At 71.6% G+C, this 26,182-nt stretch carries 23 protein-coding genes, 1 pseudogene and 1 riboswitch; of the genes and pseudogenes, 8 read left to right on the top strand and 16 right to left on the bottom strand.

Annotation, left to right across the window (positions count from 1 at the left end):
* Positions 1 to 76 precede the first annotated feature (76 nt).
* Both MXD62_RS19045 and MXD62_RS19040 read right to left on the bottom strand, forming a co-directional pair.
* A complete protein-coding gene (locus MXD62_RS19045; RefSeq protein ID WP_248830864.1) occupies positions 77 to 1,390 on the bottom strand; it encodes a DUF2252 domain-containing protein in 1,314 nt (437 codons plus the stop codon).
* Between the two features lie 101 nt (positions 1,391 to 1,491).
* A complete protein-coding gene (locus tag MXD62_RS19040) occupies positions 1,492 to 2,568 on the bottom strand; it encodes a YafY family protein (protein WP_248830863.1) in 1,077 nt (358 codons plus the stop codon).
* Positions 2,569 to 2,697: 129 nt separating this feature from the next.
* Here MXD62_RS19040 and MXD62_RS19035 point away from each other — a divergent pair, with 129 nt between their 5' ends.
* From MXD62_RS19035 to metH, 4 genes are all read left to right on the top strand, one after another.
* Complete coding sequence (locus tag MXD62_RS19035) at positions 2,698 to 3,114, top strand: VOC family protein (RefSeq protein WP_248830862.1); 417 nt, start codon at positions 2,698 to 2,700, stop codon at positions 3,112 to 3,114.
* A 215-nt stretch (positions 3,115 to 3,329) separates the two neighbouring features.
* On the top strand, positions 3,330 to 5,189 hold the full coding sequence (locus MXD62_RS19030) for a lytic murein transglycosylase (protein ID WP_248830861.1): 1,860 nt from the start codon (positions 3,330 to 3,332) through the stop codon (positions 5,187 to 5,189).
* 223 nt (positions 5,190 to 5,412) lie between these two features.
* On the top strand, positions 5,413 to 6,243 hold the full coding sequence (locus MXD62_RS19025; RefSeq protein ID WP_248830860.1) for an alpha/beta fold hydrolase: 831 nt from the start codon (positions 5,413 to 5,415) through the stop codon (positions 6,241 to 6,243).
* Between the two features lie 61 nt (positions 6,244 to 6,304).
* Positions 6,305 to 6,381, top strand: a riboswitch (S-adenosyl-L-homocysteine riboswitch).
* 16 nt (positions 6,382 to 6,397) lie between these two features.
* Positions 6,398 to 10,177, top strand: coding sequence for a methionine synthase (metH, locus tag MXD62_RS19020; RefSeq protein ID WP_248830859.1), 3,780 nt, complete (start codon positions 6,398 to 6,400; stop codon positions 10,175 to 10,177).
* Between the two features lie 124 nt (positions 10,178 to 10,301).
* Here the strand turns inward: metH and MXD62_RS19015 are convergent, their stop codons facing one another.
* The 3 genes from MXD62_RS19015 to MXD62_RS19005 are packed head-to-tail and all read right to left on the bottom strand — an operon-like array spanning position 10,302 to position 12,348.
* On the bottom strand, positions 10,302 to 11,687 hold the full coding sequence (locus MXD62_RS19015; protein WP_248830858.1) for a permease prefix domain 1-containing protein: 1,386 nt from the start codon (positions 11,685 to 11,687) through the stop codon (positions 10,302 to 10,304).
* Positions 11,684 to 12,058, bottom strand: a complete 375-nt coding sequence (locus MXD62_RS19010; protein ID WP_071060168.1) for a PadR family transcriptional regulator — start codon at positions 12,056 to 12,058, stop codon at positions 11,684 to 11,686. Before MXD62_RS19010 ends, MXD62_RS19015 begins: the two co-directional genes overlap by 4 nt.
* A gap of 20 nt (positions 12,059 to 12,078) precedes the next feature.
* Positions 12,079 to 12,348 carry a hypothetical protein gene (locus tag MXD62_RS19005; RefSeq protein WP_248830857.1) on the bottom strand — a complete coding sequence of 90 codons (270 nt, stop codon included), beginning with the start codon at positions 12,346 to 12,348 and terminating at the stop codon, positions 12,079 to 12,081.
* Between the two features lie 128 nt (positions 12,349 to 12,476).
* On the opposite strand from MXD62_RS19005, the pseudogene MXD62_RS19000 reads away from it, so the two are divergent.
* Positions 12,477 to 13,043 (top strand): annotated as a pseudogene (locus MXD62_RS19000) (zinc ribbon domain-containing protein); the annotation flags it as partial.
* A gap of 20 nt (positions 13,044 to 13,063) precedes the next feature.
* On the opposite strand, the gene MXD62_RS18995 reads toward MXD62_RS19000, so the two are convergent.
* Positions 13,064 to 13,408 (bottom strand): EthD family reductase, encoded by a 345-nt coding sequence (locus MXD62_RS18995; protein WP_248830856.1) that lies wholly within the window; start codon positions 13,406 to 13,408, stop codon positions 13,064 to 13,066.
* Positions 13,409 to 13,464: 56 nt separating this feature from the next.
* Positions 13,465 to 14,286 carry an AraC family transcriptional regulator gene (locus tag MXD62_RS18990; RefSeq protein WP_248830855.1) on the bottom strand — a complete coding sequence of 274 codons (822 nt, stop codon included), beginning with the start codon at positions 14,284 to 14,286 and terminating at the stop codon, positions 13,465 to 13,467.
* Positions 14,287 to 14,462: 176 nt separating this feature from the next.
* Here MXD62_RS18990 and MXD62_RS18985 point away from each other — a divergent pair, with 176 nt between their 5' ends.
* Positions 14,463 to 14,939: a ferritin-like domain-containing protein gene (locus MXD62_RS18985; RefSeq protein ID WP_248830854.1), complete on the top strand. Its 477-nt coding sequence runs from the start codon at positions 14,463 to 14,465 to the stop codon at positions 14,937 to 14,939.
* 22 nt (positions 14,940 to 14,961) lie between these two features.
* Here MXD62_RS18985 and MXD62_RS18980 read toward each other — a convergent pair whose 3' ends face one another.
* Complete coding sequence (locus tag MXD62_RS18980; protein WP_248830853.1) at positions 14,962 to 16,512, bottom strand: NAD(P)/FAD-dependent oxidoreductase; 1,551 nt, start codon at positions 16,510 to 16,512, stop codon at positions 14,962 to 14,964.
* A gap of 193 nt (positions 16,513 to 16,705) precedes the next feature.
* Here MXD62_RS18980 and MXD62_RS18975 point away from each other — a divergent pair, with 193 nt between their 5' ends.
* Entirely contained in the window at positions 16,706 to 17,320 is a 615-nt protein-coding gene (locus MXD62_RS18975) for a TetR/AcrR family transcriptional regulator (protein ID WP_248830852.1), read from the top strand.
* 115 nt (positions 17,321 to 17,435) lie between these two features.
* On the opposite strand, the gene MXD62_RS18970 is transcribed toward MXD62_RS18975, so the two are convergent.
* From MXD62_RS18970 to MXD62_RS18950, 5 genes are all read right to left on the bottom strand, one after another.
* The gene (locus tag MXD62_RS18970; RefSeq protein WP_248830851.1) at positions 17,436 to 18,248 is read right to left on the bottom strand and encodes a CYTH domain-containing protein; all 813 of its coding nucleotides are present in this window, start codon (positions 18,246 to 18,248) and stop codon (positions 17,436 to 17,438) included.
* 230 nt (positions 18,249 to 18,478) lie between these two features.
* Complete coding sequence (locus MXD62_RS18965) at positions 18,479 to 18,673, bottom strand: ferredoxin (RefSeq protein ID WP_071060280.1); 195 nt, start codon at positions 18,671 to 18,673, stop codon at positions 18,479 to 18,481.
* A gap of 123 nt (positions 18,674 to 18,796) precedes the next feature.
* Positions 18,797 to 19,630 carry a TauD/TfdA family dioxygenase gene (locus MXD62_RS18960; protein WP_248830850.1) on the bottom strand — a complete coding sequence of 278 codons (834 nt, stop codon included), beginning with the start codon at positions 19,628 to 19,630 and terminating at the stop codon, positions 18,797 to 18,799.
* A 97-nt stretch (positions 19,631 to 19,727) separates the two neighbouring features.
* A complete protein-coding gene (locus MXD62_RS18955) occupies positions 19,728 to 20,300 on the bottom strand; it encodes a carboxymuconolactone decarboxylase family protein (RefSeq protein ID WP_112104624.1) in 573 nt (190 codons plus the stop codon).
* A gap of 571 nt (positions 20,301 to 20,871) precedes the next feature.
* Positions 20,872 to 21,783, bottom strand: coding sequence for an NAD(P)-dependent oxidoreductase (locus MXD62_RS18950; protein WP_248830867.1), 912 nt, complete (start codon positions 21,781 to 21,783; stop codon positions 20,872 to 20,874).
* A gap of 281 nt (positions 21,784 to 22,064) precedes the next feature.
* Between MXD62_RS18950 and MXD62_RS18945 the strand changes: the two genes are divergently transcribed.
* Positions 22,065 to 23,723, top strand: coding sequence for a carotenoid oxygenase family protein (locus MXD62_RS18945; protein WP_248830849.1), 1,659 nt, complete (start codon positions 22,065 to 22,067; stop codon positions 23,721 to 23,723).
* Positions 23,724 to 23,736: 13 nt separating this feature from the next.
* On the opposite strand, the gene sigJ is transcribed toward MXD62_RS18945, so the two are convergent.
* From sigJ to MXD62_RS18930, 3 genes are all read right to left on the bottom strand, one after another.
* A complete protein-coding gene (sigJ, locus tag MXD62_RS18940) occupies positions 23,737 to 24,648 on the bottom strand; it encodes an RNA polymerase sigma factor SigJ (RefSeq protein WP_248830848.1) in 912 nt (303 codons plus the stop codon).
* Positions 24,649 to 24,669: 21 nt separating this feature from the next.
* Entirely contained in the window at positions 24,670 to 25,365 is a 696-nt protein-coding gene (locus tag MXD62_RS18935; RefSeq protein ID WP_071060157.1) for an NAD(P)-dependent oxidoreductase, read from the bottom strand.
* 169 nt (positions 25,366 to 25,534) lie between these two features.
* Positions 25,535 to 26,044 (bottom strand): TetR/AcrR family transcriptional regulator, encoded by a 510-nt coding sequence (locus tag MXD62_RS18930; protein WP_248830847.1) that lies wholly within the window; start codon positions 26,042 to 26,044, stop codon positions 25,535 to 25,537.
* Between the last annotated feature and the right edge of the window lie 138 nt (positions 26,045 to 26,182).

The raw sequence follows: 26,182 nt of genomic DNA, 5'->3' as shown, positions 1-26,182 counted from the left end.
GGCGGGGCCCCCCCCCCGGGGGGCGGCGCCCGGCCCCCCCGCCCCGGGGGGGGGGGCCCGGGCCCGGCCCGCGGTCTCAGTCGACGTCGATGATCTGCCCGTTGCGGAACATGTCGACGAACAGCGCGTGGTCGTGGTGGACCTGGGCGCCGTAGTCGTGCGCGAACTCGACCAGGGACGCCGTGAACGCCTTCTCGTCCGCCGAGATCGCCTCGTGGATCGCGTCCTCGGTGGAGAAGCTGACCAGGTCGTGCTCGCTCTCGTCGTCGGCGACGGCGTGCATCCGCGCGGTCGACCGGCCGAGGTCGGCGACCAGGGCGAACATCTGCTCCCGCTCGTTCACCTCGGACCAGTCCAGATCCTGGGCGTACGGCGACACCTCGGCGACGAGCTGGCCGACGCCGTCGACCTCGGTGTGGCCGAGCCAGCTGTCGCTGTCGGCCTGCAGCGCCCGCTGCGAGACCGCCGTCCGATGGCCCTGGTGGTGGAAGTACTCCCGGATCCGTTCGTCGGAGACGAAGCGGCTGACCGCCGGGACCTGCCCCTGCTTCATGTACAGGACGACGTCGTTGTCGAGCGCCTCGGTCTGGCCCTCGACCAGCAGGTTGTAGGACGGCAGGCCGGCGCTGCCGATGCCCACCCCGCGCCGGGCGACGACGTCCTTGACGGTCAGCGACACCGGGCGGGTGCGCCGGCCCGGCGGCACTGTCGCCAGGTAGCGGTCGAACGCCTCGAGGACCTTCGCGTGGGTCTCCTCGTCAACCGCGGTGACGCCGTCGACCCGGGCGAAGCGCCGGTCGTAGTGCTCGACCACCGTGAGGTCGTCGAGCAGGCCGACCCGGGTGGAGCGCCGTGCCTGCTGCAGGAACGCGTGCACCACGCCCGAGGTGGACGTCCGGGTCAGCAGGTCCGCCGACGACCCGCCCTCGGCGAGGTCGCGGATCTTCTCCCGGTAGGCGTCCGCGCAGGCCTCGACGAGGCCCGTGATCACGGCGTCGCTGAGCGCCTTGGCGCGGCCCAGCAGCGCGAGGCTCGCCACCAGCCGGCGCAGGTCCCAGCGGAACGGCCCGACGTAGGCCTCGTCGAAGTCGTTGACGTTGAAGACCAGCACGCCGTTGCTGCTCATGTAGGTGCCGAAGTTCTCCGCGTGCAGGTCACCGTGGATCCACACCCGGCTCGTCCGCTCGTCGAGGAACGGGTCGTCGATGTCGTGGACGTCGGCGTAGAAAAGCGCGGCCGAACCCCGGTAGAACGCGAACGGCGAGGCCGCCATCTTCCGGAACTTGCGCCGAAACGCGCCCGGCTCGGCGGCCATCAGCTCGCCGAACGCCGCCGTGAAGACGTCCCCGATCACCTGGGCGCGCTCGGATTCGGGGGCGGACGTCGTCATGCGCTGCGCTCCTCCTCGCGCGACTACCACCGTGGTCCGCGCGTTATCCGTTCAGCATGCCAGCGCTTCCCGGCCGGGGGCCGGGCCGGGGGCCGGGCATCTCAGCACGCGGGCGGGTTCGCGGGCGGGTTGTAGAGCCCCGCCAGGCCCGCGACCGCGTCCGCCATCGCCGCCCGCAGCTCCGGGGGATCGAGCACCTCCAGGTCAGGGCCGAGGACGAGCAGGTCGCCCCGGGCGTGCCGGACCGACTCGATCGGGAGCTCGGCGCGCACCCAGCCGTCGGCGTCGGGGTCGCCCGCGGTCTGCTCGACGGCCCGCGCCACCGCCGGGGCGAGCCGGAAGGGAACCATCCGCCGGCCCTCCGGCGACAGGCGCACCGTGGCGGTCCCCCGGTAGACGCCGGCCTCGTACCTGGCGGTCCACCGCTCCCAGTAGGCCGCCAGGTCGAACCGCTCCGGCCGTTCGAACGTCTCCGGCATCGCCTCGAGACCGAGAATCTTCGCGACCCGGTACACCCGCACGGACGCCTCGAACGCCTCCGCCGTCTCCGGTGTCTCCGGTGTCTCCGCGGGTGGAGCGTCCGCGATGTCGGCCCGGCCGTCGCCGGGGCAGGCGGCGGCTACGACGTACCAGGTGCCGCTCTTGAGGACCACGCCGAGCGGCTCCAGCTCGCGGACGACCCGGCGCGGTGCGCGCCAGCGCAGGTAGGTGATCCGGATGCGCCGCCGCCCCCACACCGCACCGGCGACCTCGGCGAGCAGCGGCACCGGCTCGGCGGCGCGGAACCAACCGGGCGCGTCGAGGTGGAACAGCTCCCGCACCCGAAGTGCCCGCTCACGGGCCTCGGCCGGGAGCGCGGCGAGCAGCTTGAGCTCGGCGGCGGCGACTACCGCGCCGAAACCGAGCTCGGCGGCGGCGTCCGGGAACCCGGCGAGCAGCAGGGAGTCGGCCTCGTCCGCGGTCAGCCCGGTCAGCCGGGTGCGGTAGCCGGCGAGCAGCTCGTAACCGCCGGTGGCCCCACGCTCCGCCAGCACCGGGACGCCGGCCTCGGCGAGCGCGTCCAGGTCCCGGTAGACCGTGCGGACCGACACCTCCAGTTCGGCGGCCATCTCGCGGGCCGTCAGCCGGCCGCGGGTCTGCAGCAGCAGGAGGACGGAGAGGAGCCGGCTGGCACGCACGACCGAATTCTCCCCCGTCTCCCTCTGTCATCTCCCGGCGATACCTGACAGGAGAAGTCAGTTATCGGCGCCAGGATGGGTGTTGACAGCGCACCGACGCGCGGAACCAACGAGCGAAGGAGTTCGACCATGGCAACCACGGAGACCGCCCAGCCCAGCCAGGCCGCGCCCGTGACCTGGGCAGGGCTGATGCTCGACTGCCCGAACGCGAAGGATCTGGCGGCCTTCTACGGCGAGCTGACGGGCTGGGGCGTCGGCGGCGCGGACGAGGAGGGCGCCTGGGCGTTCCTGAGCCCGCCAGGCACCGAAATCATGATCGGCTTCCAGCGCGTCGAGAGCTACCAGCCGCCGAGCTGGCCCGACCAGTCCGCGCCCCAGCAGGTCCACCTCGACTTCCGCGTGGCGGATCTGGAGGCCTCGATCAGCCTCGCGGAGAAGCTCGGGGCGACGCAGGCCGAGTTCCAGCCGGGGGGCGAGCGCTGGCGGGTGCTGTTCGACCCGGCAGGCCACCCGTTCTGCCTCTGCCCGCCGGCGCAGGAGGGCTGAGCGCGGCGTCCGCAGAGCGGCGGGTCGCGTTCATGTCACCTGTTCTTCGCCCGACGGTCGCGCTGGGCAGCCACAATTGTACGGATGCGGTACTTCCCGGCGGATCCTGACCCTCGCCCGATCCGATGACACCGGCGGATGGCGACACGCCGAGCGGCCGCCACCGGCGGCCCCGGCAGCAGCCCCGTGATGGCCGCGTCCGGACGGCGTTGCCAGTGATCGCCACGGCGGGGCTGCTGCTGCTCTGCTCCGGCGCGGCGGCCCGGCCGGAGTCGGAGCCGTTGCCATCCGATCAGGCCAGCCGGTGGAACCTGGCGGATTCCAGGCCGCCGGGCACGGCGCCGACCGACGTGGCGAGCCTCACCGAGATCCCCGCGAGCCTCGACCCGCTCGGAGAGGACTCTGGTGCGCCCGGCGATGACGACACCGACGCGACGACCGCCCCGGGGGACGAGACCGGCGGGGACGGGAGCGCCGGGAGCGGGAGCGACGACGGCTCGGGGCCGGCGGGCACTGTCATCACGGGTGGGCGGGGCGTCCCCGACCGCGTCCTCGACGCCTACCGCCAGGCCGCCGGGCGCGTCGAACGGGAACTGCCCGGCTGCCACCTCCCGTGGGAACTCCTCGCCGCCATCGGGAAGATCGAGTCCGGCCACGCGGCGGGCCGGCCGATGGCCGACGACGGCACGGTGACCCGGCCGATCCTCGGTCCCGTCCTCGACGGCCGGGACGGGCGCGCGCTGATCCGCGACTCGGACGACGGCGTGTTCGACGGCGACGCCACGCTGGACCGCGCGGTCGGCCCGATGCAGTTCATCCCGACCACCTGGCGGACGTCGGGCCGGGACGGGTCGGGCGACGGCCGCCGCGATCCGCAGAACATCCACGACGCGACGCTCGCCGCGGGCGGCTACCTCTGCGCCCACGGGCGGGACGTGAGCCGGCCGGACCAGCTGCGCGCGGCGATCTTCTCCTACAACCCGTCGGCGTCCTATGTGAACGCCGTGCTGACCTGGATGACCGCCTATCGGGAGAAGGGCGCGACCGCGCTGCCCGGCGAGCCGGCGCAGGCCGGTGACCCGGAGCCGGCCATCCCGGAGCTGACCGCCCCGGAGCCGGCTGGCGACCCCCTGGTCCCAGCCGAGCCCACGACGCCAGCCGAGCCCACCGCGCCGGCCGAACCGTCCCCGCCGGCCCCCAGTGAGCCGCCGGCCGGGCCGGGGCCGTCGCTGCCTGCCGGCGGGGACGGGGGGCCCCGCGTCGAGGTCGCCCCGGAGGAGCGGCAGCCGGGTGGCGGAGGCGAGGTCGGCGAGGAGCCGGTGTCCGCGGCGCTGCGCGACCTTGGCATCGCGGTCACCGATCTCGCCGTCACACCGGTCGAGCTCGACGGCGCCGCCGCCGGCTTCGAGGCGCTGGACCTGACCTCGGCGCGCCGCCCGGCTCCGGCCGGACCACTGCGGGTGGCGGCCACCGCCGCGACGGAGGCCGGGCGCCCGATCGCGAGAAGCGAGATCACGATTCCCGCCGAGCCGGACCGGCCCGCGCAGGCAGCGTCCGGGGGCACGGGAGCGGCGTCCGGGGCCGCTGGAACGACGCCCGGGGAGGAGAAGCCGACCCTGCTCGCGCGGCTCGCCGGCGGGGACCTCGCCGCGGCGGGCCTGCCCGCGGGACGGTTCGTCCTCACCCTCGAGGCGCATGCCGAGTCCGGGCGCGTGTACACGGTGCGGCTGCTGGTCAGCCAGGTGAACGTGAAAGCCTTCGTCGCCCGCCCTGCGGCCACCGGCACTCCGCCCACCGGGCACGCGCCGTCCCCGAAGCCGCCGGCGTCCGCACCCGGGCCGTCTACCGGATCGCCCGCCGGCACACCGAGAACTCCCGTCCGGCCCGCCACTCCACCGGCCGCCTCGCCGCCAGCCGCGTCGACACCGGCCACCTCAAAGCCGGCCACGTCTTCACCGGCCGCCTCGCAGCCGGCCACCTCGCAGCCGGCCACCACGGCGCCAGCCGCGGTGGGGTCCGACCCCGCGACGCCCACGGCGACTCGGACGGGTGGGCCGGCGTCCGCGGCGCCGTAGGGCGCGTGTGCGGCGCGGCGCGGCGCCACCGGAATGAGCACCGTGGAATGAGCGCCGCCGGGATGGCGGCCGCGGCGGGCCCGCTCGTCGAGGCGGCCGTGCGCGGGGCGTGGGCCGGGGACGTCCACGATGGTGGATGTCGGATCGTGGGTGTCGGAACGGGTCGGGAAAGCGGGTGTCGGTGAGGGCACGGACGAACGGGCGGGCGCCGGAGGTGCGGGCGGTGGGCGCCCGAGGTGCCGTGAACGAGGTGCTCGTCGTGGGCGACGGGGAGCCGGTGGTGCTGGTCGCGCACGCGTGGGGGGCGTCGGCGCGAGTCATGCTGCCGACGGTGGCTGGTGTCCCCGGGACGCTGGTCGCGGTGAACTTCCGCGGCTACGGGGGCTCGTCGCCCCGGCCGAACGGCTGGACGTACGCCGACCTCGCCGAGGAGCTGGCCGGCGTCGCCCGCGCGGTGGGGGCCAGCGCGGCGGTCGGGCAGAGCATGGGCGCGGGCGCGCTGCTCGCCCTGGCCGACGGCGAACCGGACCTGTTCACGGCGATGGCGCTGCTGCTGCCCCCGGCGGTCGACAAGCCGATCCCGGCCGAGATCCACGAGATGTTCCGGCGCGTCCACGTCGCCAGGCTGGCCGGTGACCCGGCGGAGCTGCGGGCCGAGATCGCGCGGTGCATGTCCCCGGAGCTTCGGGACGCCCGCGGCGGCGCCGTCTACCTGCGCGCGTACGCGCTCATGCTGATGGCCTGCTCGGCGCCCACCGAGCGGCCGGGGAACGCGCCCGTCCCGGACCGCGCCCGGCTGGCGCGGGTGCGCGCGCGGACGCTGGTCGTCGGCCAGGAGGGTGATCTCATCCACCGCACGGAGACGGCGCTGGCCCTCGCCGCGGCTCTTCCCGCCGCCCGGTCGCATGTGTTCCCGGCAACAGCACCGATGTGGAGCGAGCGGCTCGCGCTGCGCACGCTGCTGACCGACCACCTGGCCCCGGCTGACACCCCGGCGCTGGCGGGTCATCGGGCGGTGACCGACCCGCCGGGTACGGCCGATCCGCTGAGCTGACCGTTCACCCGGCCGGTCGAGCCCCGCCCCGCGGCGCGCGGACGGCACTGTATCGTCGATGCCGGTCGAGGGGCGCTGCAACGGACCGAGGTCCGCCACGCTCGATCGGAACCTCATCCGCAAGGGCGCCTCCCACAACCGGGAGGTGTGCGCGATGGCAGGATCCGGATCGCTCGACGAGGTGTCGGTCCCCGCCGGCACTGTCGGAGGCGAGCGAGCCGAGGCCGGCGCCGGCGCACGGCCCGAAGGCGGCGGTGCCGTCCGGCCGGCGGCCACCGGCAGCGAACAGGCGCTGCGGGAGCTGCTGGAGCAGCGGGTCGTCGTCCTCGACGGGGCCTGGGGCACGATGCTGCAGAACGCCGGCCTCACCCCCGCCGACTACCGCACGGAGCGGTTCGCCGACCACCCGAAGGACGTCAGCGGCGACCCGGACCTGCTGAACCTGACCCGGCCGGACGTCATCCTCGACGTGCACCGGCAGTACCTCGCGGCCGGCGCGGACATCACGACCACGAACACGTTCACCGCGACGAGCATCGCCCAGGCCGACTACGGCCTGCAGTCGCTCGTGCGGGAGATGAACGTGCGGGGCGCGCAGCTGGCCCGCCAGGCCGCCGACGAGGCGGGCGGGCGGCGGTTCGTCGCCGGGTCGATCGGGCCGCTGAACGTCGCGCTCTCGCTGTCGCCGCGGGTCGAGGACCCGGCCTACCGGGCGGCAACCTTCGACGAGGTCCGGGACTCCTACGCCGAGCAGATCGAGGCTCTCGCCGAGGGCGGGGTCGACCTGCTCCTCATCGAGACGATCTTCGACACGCTCAACGCGAAGGCCGCGATCGCCGCCGCCCGCGAGGTCGCGCCCCAGCTGCCGCTGTGGATCTCGGTGACGATCGTCGACCTGAGCGGGCGGACGCTGTCGGGGCAGACCGTCGAGGCGTTCTGGAGCTCCATCGCGCACGCGAACCCGCTGGTCGTCGGGGTGAACTGCTCGCTGGGCGCCGACGAGATGCGCCCGCACGTCGCCGACCTCGCCCGCCTCGCGGGGACGTACACGGCCTGCCATCCCAACGCCGGCCTGCCGAACGCGTTCGGCGGCTACGACCAGTCCCCGGAGGAGGCCGGCCGGCTGATCGGCGAGTTCGCCGAGGCGGGCATGGTCAACATCGTCGGCGGCTGCTGCGGGACGACCCCGGCGCACATCGCGCGGATCGCCGCCGCGGTCGCCGGCGCGGCACCGCGCCCGGTTCCGGCGCTGCCGCCGCGCACCCGGTTCAGCGGGCTGGAGCCGTTCGAGATCGGCCCGGACACCGGGTTCGTCATGATCGGCGAGCGCACCAACGTCACCGGTTCGGCGCGGTTCCGCCGGCTGATCGAGGGCAACGACTTCCAGGGCGCCATCGACGTCGCACTGGAGCAGGTGCGCGGCGGCGCGAACCTGCTCGACGTCAACATGGACGCCGACCTGCTCGACAGCGAGCGGGCGATGACGACGTTCCTGAACCTGCTGGCCACCGAGCCGGAGGCGGCCCGGCTGCCCATCATGATCGACAGCTCGCGCTGGAGTGTGCTGGAGGCGGGGCTGCGCTGCGTGCAGGGCAAGGGCGTGGTCAACTCGATCAGCCTCAAGGAGGGTGAGGAGCCCTTCCTCGAGCAGGCCAGGCGCATCCGCGACTTCGGCGCCGGCGTCGTCGTGATGGCCTTCGACGAGCAGGGCCAGGCCGAGACCGCCGAGCGCAAGGTGGCCATCTGCGGCCGCGCCTACGACCTGCTCACCCAGCGGGTCGGCTTCCCGGCCGAGGACATCGTCTTCGACCCGAACGTGCTCGCCGTCGCCACCGGAATCGCCGAGCACAACGGCTACGCGAAGGCCTTCCTCGACGCGCTGCCGCGCATCAAGGAGCGCTGCCCCGGGGTGCACATCAGCGGTGGCATCTCGAACCTGTCGTTCTCCTTCCGCGGCAACGACGTCGTCCGCGAGGCGATGCACTCGGCGTTCCTCTTCTACGCCGTGCAGGCCGGGCTCGACATGGGCATCGTGAACGCCGGCCAGCTCGCGGTCTACCAGGACATCCCCGCGGACCTGCTCGAGCTCGTCGAGGACGTGCTCTTCGACCGCCGCGACGACGCCACCGACCGGCTCGTCTCGTTCGCCGAGACGGTGACCGGCAGCGGCACGAAGCGCGTCGTGGACCTGTCGTGGCGCGAGGGGCCGGTGGAGCAGCGGCTGTCCCACGCGCTCGTGCACGGCATCGTCGACTTCATCGAGGCCGACACGGAGGAGGCCCGGGCCAGCGCGGCCCGCGCCCTCGACGTGATCGAGGGCCCGCTGATGGACGGCATGAAGATCGTCGGTGACCTGTTCGGCTCCGGGAAGATGTTCCTGCCGCAGGTCGTGAAGAGCGCCCGGGTGATGAAGCGCTCCGTCGCCTACCTGGAACCGTTCATGGAGGCCGAGAAGCAGCAGGCGCTGCTGGACGGCACCGCCAGCTCCGACCGCAGCGGCAACGGCAAGGTGGTCCTCGCGACGGTCAAGGGCGACGTCCACGACATCGGCAAGAACATCGTCGGTGTGGTCCTCGGCTGCAACAACTACGAGGTGATCGACCTGGGGGTGATGGTCCCCGCGAAGGTCATCCTCGACACGGCGGTGGCCGAGAGCGCTGACGCGATCGGCCTGTCCGGCCTGATCACCCCGTCGCTGGACGAGATGGTCTCGGTGGCCACCGAGATGCAGCGGCGCGGGCTGAAGCTGCCGCTGCTGATCGGCGGCGCGACCACCTCACGCCAGCACACCGCCGTGCGCATCGCCCCCGCCTACGACGCCACAACCGTCCACGTGCTGGACGCCTCCCGTGTCGTCGGCGTGGTCTCCGACCTGCTGGACGCCGACCGGGCCGCCGACCTCGCCGTGCGCAACCGGGACGAGCAGCAGCACCTGCGTGAGCAGCACGAGAAGCGCCAGCAGCAGCCGCTGCTCACCCTCGCCCAGGCGCGGGCGAACCGCGAGCAGGTCTCCTTCGACGAGCTGCCCGTGCCGGCGTTCACCGGCGTCCGCGTCGTCACGCCGGAGCTCACCGCGCTGCGCGAGATGATCGACTGGCAGTTCTTCTTCCTCGCCTGGGAGCTGAAGGGCAAGTACCCGGCGATCCTCGACCAGCCGGTCGCCCGCGAGCTGTTCGACGAGGGCAACACGCTGCTCGACCAGATCATCGCGGACGGCTCCCTGCGGGCCGAGGGCGTCTACGGCTTCTGGCCGGCCAACTCGGACGGCGACGACATCCTGATCGACGTCAGCGCTGGTGGTGGCACTGGCACTGGTGGTGGCACTGGCGCGGCGGGCCCGCTGCGGGTGCCGATGCTGCGCCAGCAGACCGCCAAGCCCGCGGGACGCCCGAACCGCAGCCTCGCCGACTACGTGGCCCCGGCCGGCGATCACCTCGGCGGGTTCGCGGTGGCCATCCACGGCGCCGACACACTCGCGGCCGCCTTCGAGGCCCGTCAGGACGACTACCGTTCGATCATGGTGAAGGCGCTCGCCGACCGGCTGGCCGAGGCGTTCGCCGAGTACGTCCACCTCGAGGCGCGGCGCGCCTGGTTCGAGCCGGGGTCCGAGCCGGCGCTGGCGGATCTGCACGCCGAGCGGTTCCGCGGCATCCGCCCCGCCTTCGGCTACCCGGCGAGCCCCGACCACAGCGAGAAGCAGGCCCTGTTCGACCTGCTGGACGCCGGCCAGGTCGGCCTGGGCCTGACCGAGTCCTTCGCGATGACCCCGGCCGCCGCCGTCAGCGGGCTGATCTTCGCCAGCCCGTCGTCGCGGTACTTCACCGTCGGGCGCATCGGCCGCGACCAGGTCGAGGACTACGCCACGCGACGCGGCCTGACGGTCGGCGACGTCGAGCGCTGGCTGCGCCCGAACCTCGCCTACGACCCCGAGTAGGGATCTCGCCCCGCGCGGCTGGCCAGAACCCGGCCGCGTGGGGCGTACCCCGCCCTCTCCCCGCCTTGCCTCGGTCCCGCCTTACCTCGGTCCGTCTTCGACGGCGGGCCCGGCGATGCCTCGGTCAGGCATAGCCGAACAACGGAGGAAAGGCGAGGACCACGATCCAGGCCCAGACGGCGTACACCGGCAGGTAAGAGGTCTGCCAGCGTTCGAGCGCCGCGAATGGCGTGTGCCGGCGGACCAGCCTCAGCAGGAGCCACGCCGACCAGGCGAGGTTCGCCAGCAGGATGACGTTCTCCCCGAGTGCCGCGGCCTTGTTGGGCGTGGTGCCGTACTCGGTGATGCGCCCGGTGATTGCCAGTAGGACCAGCACGTCGATGGCCAGCGCGCTTACCACCAGGGCGAGCTGCATTCTGTCGAACAGGTCGGGCGGGGCCAGCGGATCGCGGGCTGACATCGAGTAGAGCAGCAGCCCCAGGACGACGACCAGCAGCAGGTCGAACAGGATCAGCGCGTCACGCTCGACGTCAATGCCGGTGCTGGTCCAGCAGACGGCGACGAGGAAGGCCAGCAGGACCACCGTGAACAGCGGTGTGAACAGCCTGGTGAGCACCGGGGCGATGTTCTCGACCACGCTCTGCTTCGCCTCGACGAGCCACCCGGCCACGATGACCCCGGCTGCCGCTCCGCAGGGAAGGAGCCACTGCGAGATGAAGTCGTCCGAAACGATTCCGATGGCTTCGAAGGTGCCGGCCGTGAACACGGTGAGCACACCGCCGCCGAGGGCGATGAGGACGAAGTAGACGAACCATTCGCCGGTGAAGCGGATGAAGTCCATACGTCTACGGGACGAGCGCCAGTCGTCCGCGGCGTAGGCCAGCCCCACCACGAGCCACAGTGCGATCGGGAGGTGGATGCTGGTGAGAACCAGTGACTGCGAGTTGTCGGCTACGGGATAGACGTTGGCCGCCACCGCGCCGAGCGCGAACAGCGCCCCCATGATCCCGATCAGCGGGCGTCGGGCCTCGCGGCGCCAGGCGAGGAAGCCGGCCAGCCAGGGCAGCACGAACAGGCTGAGGTTCGGCCCGTAGAACGAGGCCGAGCCGTCATCGGTCATCCGCATACCGAACAGCTCCGGCGCCTTGAGGGACGCCGCCGCACCCGCGGCACAGAGCACCATCACCCGCAGGTCCCGCCGCGACCGCGTGTCCGCGTCCGGGCCGCCGGTCAGGACCAGCTGCTTCCACAGCCGTTCCGAATGCTCCCGGGCGAACTCGCGGGACAGCTCGTCGAGGCTGCCCATCCGCTTGACCGCGACCAGGAACGCCTCGTCCGCGCTCAGGCCGGCCATGACGAGCTCGTCGACGGAACCGCGGAGATGGTCCTCGAGCTCGTCCGCGTCGGAGGACTGTAGCTCCCGGCGGCGCTGCGCGTAGTGCCGCCACTGCGCGAACTGCGCCTCCAGCGCCTGCGTCTCCACTGCCTCCTGGCCTTCCTGTGCTGTCATGCGTGGCCCTCCACTGGGATCACCGGCAGCGCGGCGCGGTCACCGAGGCCGGTCCAGATCTCCTTGAGCGCGTCGACGACGGTGTCCCACTGGCGGCGCTGCTCGGCCAGTTCAGCCAGGCCCCGGTCGGTGATGCGGTAGTACTTGCGCCGACGTTCGCCGGTGGCCGACCGCCAGCTGGACTCCACGTGCCCGAGGCGCTCGAGCCGGTGCAGCAACGGGTAGAGCAGGCCCTCGGTCCAGTCCAGCTCGCCACCGGACAGCTCGTTGATCCGCTTGAGGATCGCGTAGCCGTAGCTCTCCTCCTCCGCCAGGATGCCGAGCACGATCGGGGTCGCCGAGGCGGCCACCAGATCCTTGGCGACCTTCACGCTGCTTCCCCCTCGGTAACCTAGAAGCTCGATGCATAGTACTGCCAGGTAATCATGGAGCACCACCGGGCCCGACGGCTGACCACGACCTGCGGTTCGAGATGGCCGGGGTCCTGGCGAGCTGGGCGGTCCCCCGCGGCCCGACCCTCGGCACCTGGGCGCCGCACGGCACCACCGACCCGGTCGCGGCGGTCGCCGCCGGCGAGCTGCATGCCGACGTCTTCGGGCACAAGCTGCGCGGCCGGCTGGTGCTGGTCCGCGGCGATGGTGAGCAGTGGCTCCTGCTGCACACACGGGACGCCCACGCGGTGGCCGGCTGGGACCCGGAGGAGCATCCGCGCTCGGTGCTCAGCGGCCGGACCAACGAGGAGGTCCGGGCCGATCCCGACCGGATGTGGCGCTCGGACCTGCCCCGGCGCTGGCGGGGGGCAGTGTCGTCGTGCAGCAGCAGGCTTTGCGTGACTTCGCGACGGCGATGGGGAACTTCTTCCGCGGTTCGCATCGCAGGCCCACTTTCCGGAGGCGTGGGCGTGGTGAGGGGTTCCGGGTCGTGGCGGTGAAACCGGGCGACGTGCGGCGGGTGAATCGCCGGTGGGCGCGGGTGCGTGTCCCGAAGGTGGGCTGGGTGCGGTTCCGCTGGTCCCGTGCCGTGCCGGACGCGAAGTCGTATCGGGTGACGCGGGATCGTGCGGGCCGCTGGCATGTCGCGTTCGCCGTGACCCCCGCGCCGGGCACCCGTGCGGTCGTCGGTGTGGACCGTGGGGTGGTCGTGTCGGCGGCGCTGTCGACCGGGGAGCTAGAGCCAGCGGTCTTCCGGTGCGTCGCCTGCGGGCACACGGCCAACGCCGACGTCAACGCGGCCAGGAACATCGCGGTTGGGAACATCGCGGCCGGACGGGCCGTGACCGCGCGGGGAGGCACGGCGTTGGCCGTGCCCGCGAACCGCGAATCTCAACACCGCGCACCCCTTCCGACGGGTGCGTAGGAGTTGGAATCCCCCGCGGTTCACCCGGGGGAGGACGTCAAGATCTCGCTGATCTGCATGACGGGGGTGATCGTCGTGTAGTTCGACAGGTCGGCGCTGATGGCTGTGCTGTCGGCGCTCATCGCCGCCTGGAGCGCCTCCGCCGACTCGAAGAGGAAGTGCGACGCCGCCACGTACGGCCCACGGATGCCCTGGTCGACCTCGACCTCGGTGAGCCCCCACATCCGGCAGGCCATCGGGATGTGCTTGTTCACGTAGTAGTCGAGGTCGAACGTCGCGCCCTCGGTCCTGGGGTAGAACACGCTCAGTCGAATCACGGCGTTGACCTCCTCGTTCACCGCGCCTGCCGGATGAGACGCGTTCATCTCAGCTTCTCCCAGAACACACCGCCCACGCACCCGTTGGCCGGAAACAGCGACGCTTACGTACTCGTCAGATGGCTGGGGTCGTCCAGGGCGGCGGTCGTGAGCCATCGGTCGCGGTAGGCGGACGGGCTCTCTCCCGTCCACGCCCGGAAGGCACGTGCGAGCGCGCTCGCGCTGCCGAAGCCCACCTCGGTGGCGATCTCGCCGACCGAGGTCGTCGGCGTGCTCAGCAGTGCCATGGCCCGGATCAGCCGGACCTGCCGCAGGTACTCCCGCCACGGCTGCCCGAGGACGGCCGCGAACCGCCGGCGCAGCACCCGCTCCGAGATGCCGACGGCCCGGCACACCCGGGCCGCTGTGGCATCGGCCAGGTGGTCCGTGGTGTAGGCCATCACGTCCCGGACGATGGGATCGTCCGCGGTGGGCAGCGACAGGGGTGCCTCGTGCGCGAGCTGGCCGCGGACCACCGCGGCCAGCGCTTTGAAGAAGGTGTCGGCCTCGGCGTCGTCCTCGCCCCGGCCGATCGGCCATCGGGTCGCGTACCGCATCATCTCCCGCAGCACCGGCGGCACGGGAATGACGGCGGCCCGCGAATACGGGAAGTCGAAGACCGCGGGGTCGAAGAACACCGCGATCGTGGTCACGTTCCTGAGCAGGGGCGAGTGCTCCACCCCGGCCGGCACCCACGCGGCGTAGGACGGCGGCATCAGATAGTGGGTCGTCGATGTGCGGATCTCCGCGAGACCGGAAACGGCGTACTCGACCTCGTGCAGGTCGTGCCGGTGCCAGTAGGAGATCAACTCGTCCGCCCGGTGCTCCACCGTGCCCGCGCCGACCGTCACGCACCGGCGCATGGGGAGAAATGGCACTGCCGTCACGCTGGAATCGTAGGCGACCAGCCGGTCCGGGCGGGGCCGCCGCGTACGTGGGAAGGCCGGTCCGAACTGGGCCGCCGCGGTACGTGGGAAGGCCGCTGCGGTCGCGCGCCGATGCCCGGGGCGTCCCTACAGTCAGGCCGGTCCGATGGCCACTGTTGCCGAGGAGGCGACGAAGAATGGAAGAGCGGGACTTCGGGGCGTCCGCGCAGGCGCTCGCGAAACTGGACCACCTGGGCGTGCCCGAACTCAAGATCCTCTACAAGCTGGAAAGGACGTCAGGACAGCTCTATTTCCATCTGGCGGACAACATCGGCAACGAGGAGGCCGCCGAGCTGCTTCGCCGCAACGGCCGCGAGGAACTGGGCCACGCCAACCGAATGGGACAGGCCATCGGCATCAAACTCGGACGCGCCTACGAGGCCTCGGCGGACCTGAAGGCGGGATATCCCGTCGCCGCGCCCACCGCCGTCGACGCGGCCCTGCTGAACGCCATCGTGCGCGGCGAACGTGCCGGCGACGCCGACTACCAGCGGTGGGCGGCGTCCGAGGCGGACGAGAAGGTCGCCCGCCTGCTCCGGATCAGCGGCACCGAGGAGTCCGCGCACGCCGACCGGGTGGCCCGCGCGATCACTCTGCTGGATTCGGCCGGCTGACGGCCGACGATCCGCAGGTGTTTCAACCGCGGCCGACGGAGCGGGGGGCTGAGGCCGGGCCGACCACCGGGCGGGGAATCACCGGCGCGTCCCGGCCGGTCCCCCCACCGCCGGCCCTGCCACGCTCACTCACCTTCTCCTCGTGGTATTCCTCCTCGACGTTCACCGTCCAGATGTCGTGCCCGGCGTCGTCGAGGATGTTCTCCACCGTGAGCATGGCGGTCAGCATCGAGTGATCGGCGTTGTTGTAGCGGTGCATGCCGTTCCGGCCGACCGGATGCACATTGGGAACATGTAGCGCCAGCCATTCCCGCATCACCTCCACGTTCCGCCGGTAGAACTGGTCGTAGGTCGGATATGCCTTGGGGACGCGGACGACGTAGCCCCGCTCGACCGCGCCGGGGCGGACCAGCCCGAGGGTCTCGAGCTCGGCGGTGCCCAGCGCGACCAGCTCGTCGTCCGGACGAACCCACATGTCGTCACCCTCGAAGACGAAGAACTCGAGCCCGAGGCAGGTCCGGCCCTCCTTGACCAGGTACGGGGACCACGACCCGTAGTTCTGGATGCGCCCCACCCGCACCCCGGGGTCATGGATGTAGATCCAGTTGTCCGGGAAGCTGAACTCCTCCGACACGATGAGCGCGACGGTCAGGTAGTCGCGGTAGCGCAGATCGTTGGCCGCGTCGAGAACATGCGCGGGTGGCGGCGGATCCATGCTGGTGAGCAATGTCGACATCGGCATCGACGAGATGACGTGATCAGCCAGCACCCGCGAGCATTCACCGGACCGCGTCCGCACGGTGACCGCGACCGCCCGGCCGTCCTCGTGGTGGATCCTGGTCGCGGACGCGTTCATCACGACCCGCCCACCCAGTTTCTCGACCTTGGCTGCGGCCGCCTCCCACATCATTCCCGGCCCGTACTTGGGGTAGCGGAACTCCTCGATGAGGCTGGTTATCTTCTTCTGGTTACGCTTCGGAAGTACCGCATTCACGATGGCGGCGGCAAGCGACAGGCCTTTTACCCGCTGGGCCGCCCAGTCGACCGGCATCTGGCTGACCGGCATACCCCACACCTTCTCTGTGTAGGTCTTGAAGAAGGTCCGGTAGAGGCGCCATCCGAACCGCGCCACCAGCCATGCCTCGTAGTTGGTCGCCCGCTCCTTCGGAGGCCGGACGCGCGCCCACAGGTACGACGCGATGGCGAGCGATGCCTCGGCCAGACCGAGGTTAACGAGCGCGTTGAGCGCCTTCAGCGGGTAGTCATAAAGCTTCCCGTTGTAGTAGATCCTGCTCATCCGGGGGCGTAGCAGAAAATCCTCCTCAGGCAGGATCTCCCGCCAGAGTGCGTCCACCTGCGAGACCTTCGTGAAGAAGCGATGGCCGCCGATGTCGAAACGCCAGCCGTCACGCACGACGGTGCGGCTGATGCCGCCGACCACGTCGTCGGCCTCGTAGCAGGAGACGGGCGCTCCTCTGGTGGCGAGCTGGTAGGCAGCGGTCAGACCCGCGGGTCCGGCCCCGATCACGACGGTGTGCGGGCGGTCGCTGGGCAGGGTGTCGGGGTTGGGCACTCATCTCTCCATTGATCGGAGGCGGGACCGACCCGGCCAGCGTCCCGTTCGACGCGCGCAGCCAGGCTTAGGTTGGACGTCCACGCCTAGAGTGTTGGACATCAGTGTCCAAGGTTAGCCTGACCCGATGCCAGGCAACGAAGGTGGGCTCCCGCGAGCGCGGCGCGGCCTTCCCGCGAAGCGGGAAGCGATCATGGAGGCAGCGCTCGATCTCTTCGTCCGCCAGGGGTACGCGGCCACGACCCTCGACGACATCGCCACCGCGACCCCGGTCTCGAGGCAGACCGTCTACAACCACTTCGGCGACAAGGAGACGCTGTTCCGTGCGGTCATCGACACGCACCTGAACGCGACCCTCGAGGCGTTGCACGCCCCAGCCGACCGGCCGACCACCAGCCCGGCCGAACGCCCGGTGGACGCCGAGTCGCAGCTGAACGATCTCGCGAGACGCCTGACGGCGATCTTTCTCAATCCCCGGACGGCGTCACTGCGACGACTCCTCCAAGCGGAGGGCCCCCGCCAGCCACATCTACTCGAACTGTGGCGCACCCGCGTCGCCGGGCCCGTCTGGTCGGAGGTGATCAGCCAGCTGGCCCGGCTCACGCACGCCGGCGCGCTGCGCATCGACGATCCCGTCAGGGCCGCGAGCCAGTTCATCGTCCTGGTCACCGGCACGGCCTGGCAGATCACCGAGGTGGGCGTCTTCCTCTACCCGCCCCCGCCGGGCGTGGACGGCGAGCAGCTGGACACCGCGGTCCGCTCCTGCGTCGCGCTGTTCGTGCGCGGCTACCGGCCGGCGGCCCAGTGACCCTCTTGGCGTGAAGCTCCCAGGACCGAACCCCTCAGCACTGTGAATGGTCGTCGGCAGTCCGCGAGGGAGCGCCCGCCCGCTGCTGGGCCGGCCACCGCCGGGCCGGCCGCCCTCACCGCCGGGGGCCGGTCAGCTCGCCGGCGAAGAAATCCAGGGTGGTGCGGGTCTTCGTCTGCTGCGGCCCGCTGAGATCGACACCGTGCCGGCGCAGGACGTCCGCCGTGCGCCCGGCGACACGCAGCGCCTCGGCGGGCCGGCAGCGGGTGGAAAGCTCGAGGATGCGCGAGCCGTCGGGATACGTCCACCGCTCCGCGAGCAGCGCGCGGTCGTGACCGGCGGGGATGATTTTGACCCGGCGGGCGTCCACCGGGCCGAACACCGCGAGATCGTCGACGTTGAGCCGGGCCGGCAGGCGGGTGGCGAGCAGCCGCAGCTGCGGCGGGGTGAACAGCCGGTGCAGCGCCCGCCGCCGGGCCATCGTCCGGTCGACGTCGGTGGCGGCGTCCAGCCGGGCCCGCAGCGCCCCGGAGCAGACGTACCGGCCGGGCATACCGTCGATCTCGACGATGAAGTTGCGGGAGCGGCGCAGCCGCGGCGGGACCTCGGCCGGGACGACGGGCCGCAGCTTCACCACCGCGTCGTCGGCGCGGCCGGCGATGCTGCGAACCCGGGCCACCACACCGTTGCGGTGCAGCGCACGCTCGGGAGTGTCCAGGTAGAAGACCCGCAGCGCCCGGGCGCGGGTGAACTCGATGCCGAGCGCGGCGCAGGTCGCCTCGTGCGCGGCCACGGGCACGACCAGCTTCAGCTCGACCCGGTCGGCCTCGCCGGTCAGCGCCAGCAGGTCGTCGAGATCGGTGTCGGAAAGCTGCCAGAAGCGTTGCGCGGCGTGCCGATGCCGGGCGGATCGGGCCCCGCCGGCCACCCCCTCCTCGCCGACCCCAAAGCGGGCCCGGTCACGGGGACTGGAGTGAGCGCGGGACATCAACCGCCATGATAAGAGAAGGTGGCGTTCACCTGCCGGCCAAAGATCGTCTGCGTAACCGTCACCCCCCGTTCACGACACCGTGTCACGACGCGGCGCCGCGGCCCGGGGACGGAACGCGGCCGACGCGCCGGACGGTCAGTGGCCGCCCGGCGCCGACCTGTGCGCGCTCAGTCGTCGACGAGCTTGATGGCCTGCTTGGGGCAGGCGGTGACGGCCGCGCGGACGTCCTTGACGAGGTCCTCCTCGGGGTGCTCGTCCAGCACGTTCAGATAGTCGTTGTCGTCGAGCTCGAACACCGTGGGAGCGAGCCCCACGCACAGCGCGTTGCTCTCACAGAGCTTGAAGTCCACGACCACTCGCATGCTGACCTCCATCGGGCAGTTCGGACAGTGCGGACGTCCGTCGTCCCGCCGGCCTCGGCCTCGCCCGCGGGCCGACCGTCCGATGGACGTCAGAACTTCGCGCGGGGGTGCCGCGCGCGGAGGTCAGGCTACGACTTCTTCGCCCACGAGGGTCGTTCGGTGCATCAACCGGTGCGACGTCGCCGTGTATGGGATCGCCCGGTGCAGCATGCCGGTGTTGTCCCAGATCACGAGGTCGCCGGGGTGCCAGTGATGGCGCAGGACGAACCGCGGCTGGGTCGACCACTCGAGGAGCCGGTCGAGCAGGGCGCGGCTTTCGTCCGCCGGCCAGCCGACGACGTGGTCGGTCGTCGCGCCGACCAGCAGCGACCTGCGGCCGCTGCGGCGGGTCCAGACCAGCGGGTGCTCGCGGGCCGGCACCCGTGCCCACAGCGCGCGGGTCCGCTCCGACGCGTCGGGCTCGGCCAGCGACTGTGAGGCCGCGAAGCTGTGCACGACGCGTAGCTTCGCGAACTGCTCCTTCTCGGCGTCGGAGAGCGCCTCGTAGGCGGCGTAGGTGTTGGCGAACTCGGTGTCGCCGCCCTCGTCGGAGACCTGGCGGGCCGTCAGCAGCGTGGCCTTCTGCGGCAGCTCGTCGTTGGCCCCGTCGATGTGCCAGAAGAAGGTTCCCCGCCGGTAGGCGGCCAGGACGCTCTCGGCCGGGTCCAGAGTGATCTTCGAGATCTCGGGGTGGGTGTCCGTGCCGCCCACGGGGGCGACGACCACCTGGCCGAGCAGGCGGCTGAAGGCGACCAGGTCGTCGTCGCCGACGTGGATCTCGCGGTAGACGACGACGCCGTGGCGTTCCAGCAGGGCCTGGCAGTCGGCCGCGACCGCCGGGTCGGCGAGCTGGTGGCCGGCGAGGCCGGCGATCTCGACGCCGACCTCCGGGCTGATCTCGGTGACGGTCACGGCCATGACTACTCCTGTCGGATCCGGGTGCGCCACCACCCGCCGGAGACGGCGCCGGGCCGGGTCGCTCGCCCGGCGGTCAGGTCTGGGTCTCGTTCGGTGGTCAGGTCTGGGTGAGGTCGTCGTCGAGCTCGAGCTCGAACGAGCGCATCATCAGCGCCAGGGTCTCGTAGGCGCCGACCGTGAAGATGATGTCCAGCAGCTGCTGGGTGTCGTGCTTGGCCGCGAGGGTCTCCCAGCTGCCGGCGCCGATCGCGCCCTCGGTGAGGAGCTCGTCCACCGCGCGGATCAGCGCCGCCTCGACCGGGTCCCAGAAGGGCGCGTCCGGGCCCAGCGCGATGCGGGTGATCTCGTCGTCGGTCAGGCCGATGTCGTGGCCCATGACGACGTGCTGTGTCCACTCGTAGTAGCACTTGCGCAGTGCCGCCACCCGCAAAATGATGATCTCCCGCTGGCGCAGCGTCAGCGTCGTCGCACGCTGGATGTGGCCGTTGAACGTGAAGAAGGCGTGCGCCAGCGTGGGGTGGTGGGCGAGCGTCCCCAGCGTGTTCAGTGCCTTGGGCTTGCCCTCGGAGGGCATCGGAGGGTGCAGCGGCACGGGCGGCGTCAGGGCTGCCAGGGCCGGCCGCATCTCCTTCGGCCATTCCCTGAGGGGAAGCGGGTCGATACGTGCCATATCAGAGGTTCCTCCGCCCTTGAACCGGTAAACACCCGGCAACCGATAGTGATACCGATCACACAGCAGGTCAATAGTACTGTGATAACCGGGGCGAGCCGTCCGAACCGAACGAATCCCAAAAAATGCCTATCACCTGACGTTGGGTCGGTCAAGACCCACAGATCAATTCCGGCCGGCCGATCACCGCCTCCGACACCGCGTCACGGACGGTATTCGACCTCCCGGAATGCCGGCGCCCCCCCCCACGAAGCCCGGAAAACCTTATATGACGCATCCGAGAACCACCTTACCGCCCACAACCCCGCTGGTGACGCCCCAGGACAGGACCCGACCTCCAGCCTGGCCTGGCCTGGCCTGGCCGCTGGTGGACGTGAGCGCCGCCAGCCGTCGATTGCACTTTTTGGTAATAATCCTCTCCTCAACAGAGAGGATGATTTTCGATCATCAGCGAGAATCAACTCGGCCCGGATTAGTTTCTGAACACCCGCTTTGTCAAGACCCCGACCCCAGGAGGCTCCCCGGCCGGGAGACAGTGCGGAGATACTCGGAGCAGGCGTCCGGCGGGCAGTCAGGTGCCCTTCACGAAGGGATAGATCCGGGTGAAGTCGGCACCGGGTGCCGCGGCCGCGAACCGCTCCCACACCGACGCCGTGACCGCCCCGATCCGCGAGTCCCGCGAGTTCGGTGAGTTCGGTGAGTTCGGTGAGCTTCGCACAGCGCCGTCGCGCTCCTGGACGGCCGCCAGATAGAGCGCGACGTCCTTCGCCATCAACGAGTTGGTGAAACCAGCCGCGTAGCGTTCGGTGAGTACGTGGTTGGGGAACTTGTCGCCGGTCGCCGAGCTCCGGCCGCTCGCGCCGTTCAGCACGTCGAGCATCGTGGCCATGTCGAGCCCGGCCGCGGTGCCGAAGGCGATCGCCTCGCTGGTCGCCGCCAGCGCCGTCGCGGAGAGGAAGTTGTTCGCCAGCTTCAGTGCCTGGGCCAGGCCCGGCTCGTCGCCCACTCTGGTCCGGCGGTCACTCAGGCCGGCCAGGACGGGCGTGACCGCCGCGCAGTCGGCGTCGGACCCGGCGAACATCACCGCGATCGTGCGCGCCCGGGCGCCCGCCACGCCACCCGACACCGGCGCGTCGACGTAGCCGACACCGGCGCCGGCCAGCCGGCCGGCGATCCGGCGCGCGGCGGCCACCCCGACCGTCGAGGTGTCGACGACGTACGCCGCCCGCCGGCCGGCCAGCGCGACGATCTCACCGGCGACCTGCTCGGACACCGCCCCGTCGGGCAGGCTGAACACGACGGTGTCGGCCCGTCCGGCGACCTCGGCGACGTCGGCCGCGCCGACCGCTCCCACCGGGACCCGATCCGGGCCGGCCGCGTCGTGGGCGACGACGTCGAACCCGGCCGCGACCAGGCTCGCGGCCAGGGCGCCGCCCATGCTCCCCAGGCCCACGAATCCGACCGTCGCCCTCGTGCCCGCCATCACGCCCATCCTCGTCGCCGCGACCGCCTCGCCCGGGCGACGGCGCCCGGGCGGCGGCGGCCCGGGCGGGCCGGGACCTTCCCCCGGCGCCGCCACGAACGGTAGCTTCGCAGAAAGTAGACTGATGCGTCTACTTGATTCACCGGCGCGATCGAGCCATGGGCACAAACCCGGCGGGGGTGCTTTCCCACGGCGTTCACCCTGAGTCCACCGCCCGGCAGCCGCAGGCTCCGAGAATTTCTCTCAGCCGCTCCTCCGACGGGTCGGCGGGAGGTTTTCTCGTGGACCACGCGGTTTACCACGTGCTCGAGCAGAGCCGGGAATACGAGGTCGATCTTGTCGTCACCGCCGGCCAGTGGCCGGACGGGCTGACCGGGTTCGCATTTGTCGTCGGGCCTGCCCAGCCGACGGTGCTGGACTTCGCGCCGAGCGGGCCGGGAATGCTGACCCGGGTCGATCTGGCGAAACGCAGCTGGCGGACCCGCCGGGTGGTCACCCCGGACCTGGCGATGCTGGGCGGGCTGCGTGCCGCACTGGCTCCGGAGGAGCTCCAGCGGCTGCTGGCCGGCGCCCGCCCGTCACTCAGCCACACCGCGCCGCACTTCTTCGGCGACCGGCTGCTGCTCACCGCCGACCGACAGCGGCCGGTGGAGCTCGACCCGGTCACGATGACCTACCGGACGTTCCTCGGCGCGGTCCACGAGTATCCCCAGGTCGGGGCGCATCCGCTGTTCCCCGGGGTGCAGACGACGTCCCACCCGGTGGTCGACCCCGACGAGGGCTGCCTGTGGTGGAGCAACATCCACCTGCGCCCGCGCGGCCGGTCGACCACCGACGCGGAGGGCCCGCTGTCGGTGGTGCGCTGGGACGGCCACGGCGAGCTGGAGACCTGGGAGGTCCCCGGGGCGCGCATCACCCAGGGCACCCACGAGATCGCGGTGACCCGCGACTACGTCATCTTCACCGAGATCGGCTTCCAGCCGGAGCCCGGCAGCGTCGCCGGCCGCGGCCGCACCAAGCCGCACCTGCCGTTCACCGACATCTACCTGGTCGCCAAGCGGGCGCTGACCCGCGCCCGGGTCGGCTCCGCGGTGCCGGTGACGCACGCGCGGGTCCCGTACGAGTCGTTCCACGAGTTCGCCGACTACGGCCAGGACGGCGACGACGTCACGATGTACGTCGCGCACTCGAACGGCTGGGACATGAACTACGCCATCACCCGCTCGGACACCGTGTGGCGCACCGGGGACAGGCTGCGCAGCTGCCTGTCCGGGTTCATGCCGACGCCGGTCGACGCCGCACCGGTCGGGCGGCACGTCATCGACGGCCGTACCGGGCAGGTGCGGCAGAGCAGGTACTTCCTCGACCCGCAGCGGCACTGGGGAACCCTGCTCTACGCCCGCGACACCCGCCCGGCGGCGCTCGAGCGGGGCCGCCACCTGTGGCAGGCGTACTGGGGCGCCACGCCCGACACGATGGTCTCGGCGATCGTCGAGATGTACGCAGACCATCCGTTCCGGGTGGTCGACGTCGACGACCTGCCCACGACCGAGATCCCGTCGTCGCTGGTCTGCGTCGACCTGGAGTCGATGACCGAGCAGTCGGCGTGGACGTTCCCGGCCGGGACGATCTGCGAGTCCCCGGTCTTCGTGCCGGACAAGGCCGGCGGCGACGGCTGGGTGGTGGTCTTCGTCAAGCATGCGGACCGCACCGAACTGCAGGTCTTCGACGCCCTGGCGCTGGATCTCGGCCCGTGCGCCGTGGCGACGGCGCCAGGCCTGCGAATGCCCGTGCTGTTCCACTCCGGCTACACGGAGACCATCCGCTCCCCCGGTACCGACTACCGGCGCTCGTTCGCCGCCGACCTCGGCACCGGATGGCGCGACCTCTCCCCCGCCGCGCGCGCCATCGTCACCGAGATCGTGGAGGCGTTCGGCTAGGACGCGCATCGCATCAGTCGTTGACTTCCACGGCGGCCAGCCTGTCGGGGTCGAGAATGAGGTCGATCTCGCTGATGCGACCGTTGACGACGATGAATCCCACGACTGCGATCAGCCCGGCTCTGCCACGCGCGATCATGCCGGCGGCGCCGTTGACGAGGGCGGGTTCCCAAGGGCCGGCGAAGCGTGGGCCCTGGGCGGCGGCGTGGCTGGCGACGTCGCGTGCCCCGGTGAGCAGTGGTGGGGCGAGCCAGGTGCGGGGCCCGGTGTCGACCCGGAGTCTGACGTCCGGGTCGAGGAGTTCGACGAGCGCGGCGAAATCACCGTTGCGAGCGGCGGCGAGGAAGGCTTCGGCCACGCGACGCTGGGTGGGGAGGTCGGGATCCGGCCGGGTGCCGCTGCCCTGGACGCGACGACGGGCCCGACTGGCCAGCTGCCGTGTCGCCGCCGGGCTCTTCTCGAGGATGGGAGCGATGTCGTCGAACGGGACGCCGAACATGTCGTGCAGCACGAACGCGAGCCGTTCCGCCGGTCGAAGACTGTCCAGGACGACGAGGAGCGCCAGGCCGACCGAGTCGGCCAGCAGGACGCGTTGTTCGGGATCGGGGGTGTCCGCCTCGGTGATGACCGGGTCGGGCAGCCACGTGCCGGGCAGGTCCTCGCGCCGCGCCCGGCGGGCGCGCAGCATGTCGACGCAGACGCGCCCGACGACGGTGGTCAGCCACCCGGCCAGGTTGTCGATCGCCGTCTCGTCTGCTCGGCTGAGCCGCAGCCAGGCTTCCTGCACCGCGTCGTCGGCGTCCGCGAAGGAGCCGAGCATGCGGTAGGCGACGGCGCGCAGCTGGCGACGTTGGCGTTCGAACTGTTCGGCGTACCAGGCGGCGCCGTTCGCGGGGGACGCGGGGGACGCGGGCTCGAAGGTCATGACAGGTGGTCGGCGGCGGGGTCAGTCACGGCCGAACGCCTCCCGCCGGATCACCTGTAGGAGTGTCGGGGCGTTCTCGCTGGTCGTGATCTCGACCGTCCGGCCGACGAACCGCTTCCCGGTGGCCTGCGTCAGCAGGCAGTGGGCCAGGTCGGCACGGCTGGTGAAGACTCCGTCCAGCGGGCCGTCGCTGACGGTGTAGCGCGAGACGTGGTCGGCATCGAACAGCCCCGAGGATCGGATGATCGTCCATTCCGCGTCACTCTCGCGGACGATCTGCTCCATGGCCCGCATGTCCGCGTACGTGGTCCTGCCGATCGTCCTGACGATCATCGGCTGCATGACCCGGTTGAGCAGGAACCCGCCCTCGCGGTGGGGGTGGGGTTCGACCGCCGTCGAGCTGACGACGGCCAGCCGTTTCACACCGTGCCGCGTCATCGCCTCGAGAATCTTCGCGGCGCCGCGGCTGTAGACGGTGATCGGGCCACGGGTGAACGGCACCCCCAGGCTGGACAGCACCGCGTCGGCGCCCTCGATCGCCGGCGCGAGGGCGGCCCCGTCGGACACATCGCCCCCGATGACGGTGAGCTGCTCACCGGCCAGCGGGAACTCCGCCGGGCAACGCGTCACCGCCGTAACGGCGTGGCCCGCGTCGAGTGCCTGTCGCACCACGAGGCGCCCCGTGGCCCCGCTGGCTCCGAAGATCGTGATCTTCATACGCTTCCGTCCTTCGCCTGTGCTCGCGTCCGCGTGGCGGCGCGCTCTGGTTCCTGCGCGCTGCAGGCACCCTGCGGATATGTCGAATCCAGGCAGGTCGGATGTGACAGATCCGCGGTGGATCGGCACGGGCGATCACGGAGGGCCCAAGGGCTGAACGCCCTTGAGGCTAGGTGAGGATGCCGTCGAACACGACGGTGATGAGCCGCCGCGCGGCCGCCGCCCGGTCGGTGCCGGCCGGCACCGCTTCGGCCGCGGCGTCGAGCATCGTCATGAACAGCGCGAGATCCGGTGGTTCGAGATCGGGACGGAGCCGGCCCTCGGCCTGCGCCCGCCGGAACGGCGGGGTCAGGACAGCGATCAGCGCGTCGATGTGCTCCTGCTGGGCCCGGGCCGGCAGCTCCCGGATCAGCGCGGCGAGCGGGCGCATCGCGAGCTGCGTGGAGAAGACCCAGTACAGCAGATCACGGAATGAGCGGTGCTCGCCGTTCGCCGCGTCGGCATCCGCTGCTTCGGCGGCCTGCTCGAGCGCCCGGAGATTCTCCCCGACGACGGCGACCGCCAGCGCGTGCCGGTCGGGAAAATGCCGGTAGACCGTCGCCCGGCCGAGTCCGGCGCGCCGCGCGATCTCGTCCAGCGGGACGGCCTGCGAGCAGTCGGTGAACGCGTCGTCGGCCACCCGGAGTATGGCCGCACGATTGCGGCGGGCATCATCTCGCTGCGGCCTCGGCATCCCTTACCTCGCCAATACGGAATACGGCCCACCCTAACCGCCTGTAGTGAGATTCGCGACCCATTCCGAGTCTCGCTTCATCTC

The sequence above is a fragment of the Frankia sp. Mgl5 genome (genome assembly GCF_023242985.1).
Classification (GTDB): Bacteria; Actinomycetota; Actinomycetes; order Frankiales; family Frankiaceae; genus Parafrankia; species Parafrankia soli.
This window is presented reverse-complemented; position numbering and strand designations above follow the sequence as displayed.

Excerpts from the sequence above, each read along its gene's own strand:
- MXD62_RS19045 (WP_248830864.1), bottom strand. The coding sequence starts at position 1,390 with ATGACGACGTCCGCCCCCGAATCCGAGCGCGCCCAGGTGATCGGGGAC.
- MXD62_RS19035 (WP_248830862.1), top strand. The coding sequence starts at position 2,698 with ATGGCAACCACGGAGACCGCCCAGCCCAGCCAGGCCGCGCCCGTGACC.
- metH (WP_248830859.1), top strand. The coding sequence starts at position 6,398 with ATGGCAGGATCCGGATCGCTCGACGAGGTGTCGGTCCCCGCCGGCACT.
- MXD62_RS19015 (WP_248830858.1), bottom strand. The coding sequence starts at position 11,687 with ATGACAGCACAGGAAGGCCAGGAGGCAGTGGAGACGCAGGCGCTGGAG.
- MXD62_RS18995 (WP_248830856.1), bottom strand. The coding sequence starts at position 13,408 with ATGAACGCGTCTCATCCGGCAGGCGCGGTGAACGAGGAGGTCAACGCC.
- MXD62_RS18985 (WP_248830854.1), top strand. The coding sequence starts at position 14,463 with ATGGAAGAGCGGGACTTCGGGGCGTCCGCGCAGGCGCTCGCGAAACTG.
- MXD62_RS18975 (WP_248830852.1), top strand. The coding sequence starts at position 16,706 with ATGGAGGCAGCGCTCGATCTCTTCGTCCGCCAGGGGTACGCGGCCACG.
- MXD62_RS18965 (WP_071060280.1), bottom strand. The coding sequence starts at position 18,673 with ATGCGAGTGGTCGTGGACTTCAAGCTCTGTGAGAGCAACGCGCTGTGC.
- MXD62_RS18960 (WP_248830850.1), bottom strand. The coding sequence starts at position 19,630 with ATGGCCGTGACCGTCACCGAGATCAGCCCGGAGGTCGGCGTCGAGATC.
- MXD62_RS18955 (WP_112104624.1), bottom strand. The coding sequence starts at position 20,300 with ATGGCACGTATCGACCCGCTTCCCCTCAGGGAATGGCCGAAGGAGATG.
- MXD62_RS18950 (WP_248830867.1), bottom strand. The coding sequence starts at position 21,783 with ATGGCGGGCACGAGGGCGACGGTCGGATTCGTGGGCCTGGGGAGCATG.
- sigJ (WP_248830848.1), bottom strand. The coding sequence starts at position 24,648 with ATGACCTTCGAGCCCGCGTCCCCCGCGTCCCCCGCGAACGGCGCCGCC.
- MXD62_RS18935 (WP_071060157.1), bottom strand. The coding sequence starts at position 25,365 with ATGAAGATCACGATCTTCGGAGCCAGCGGGGCCACGGGGCGCCTCGTG.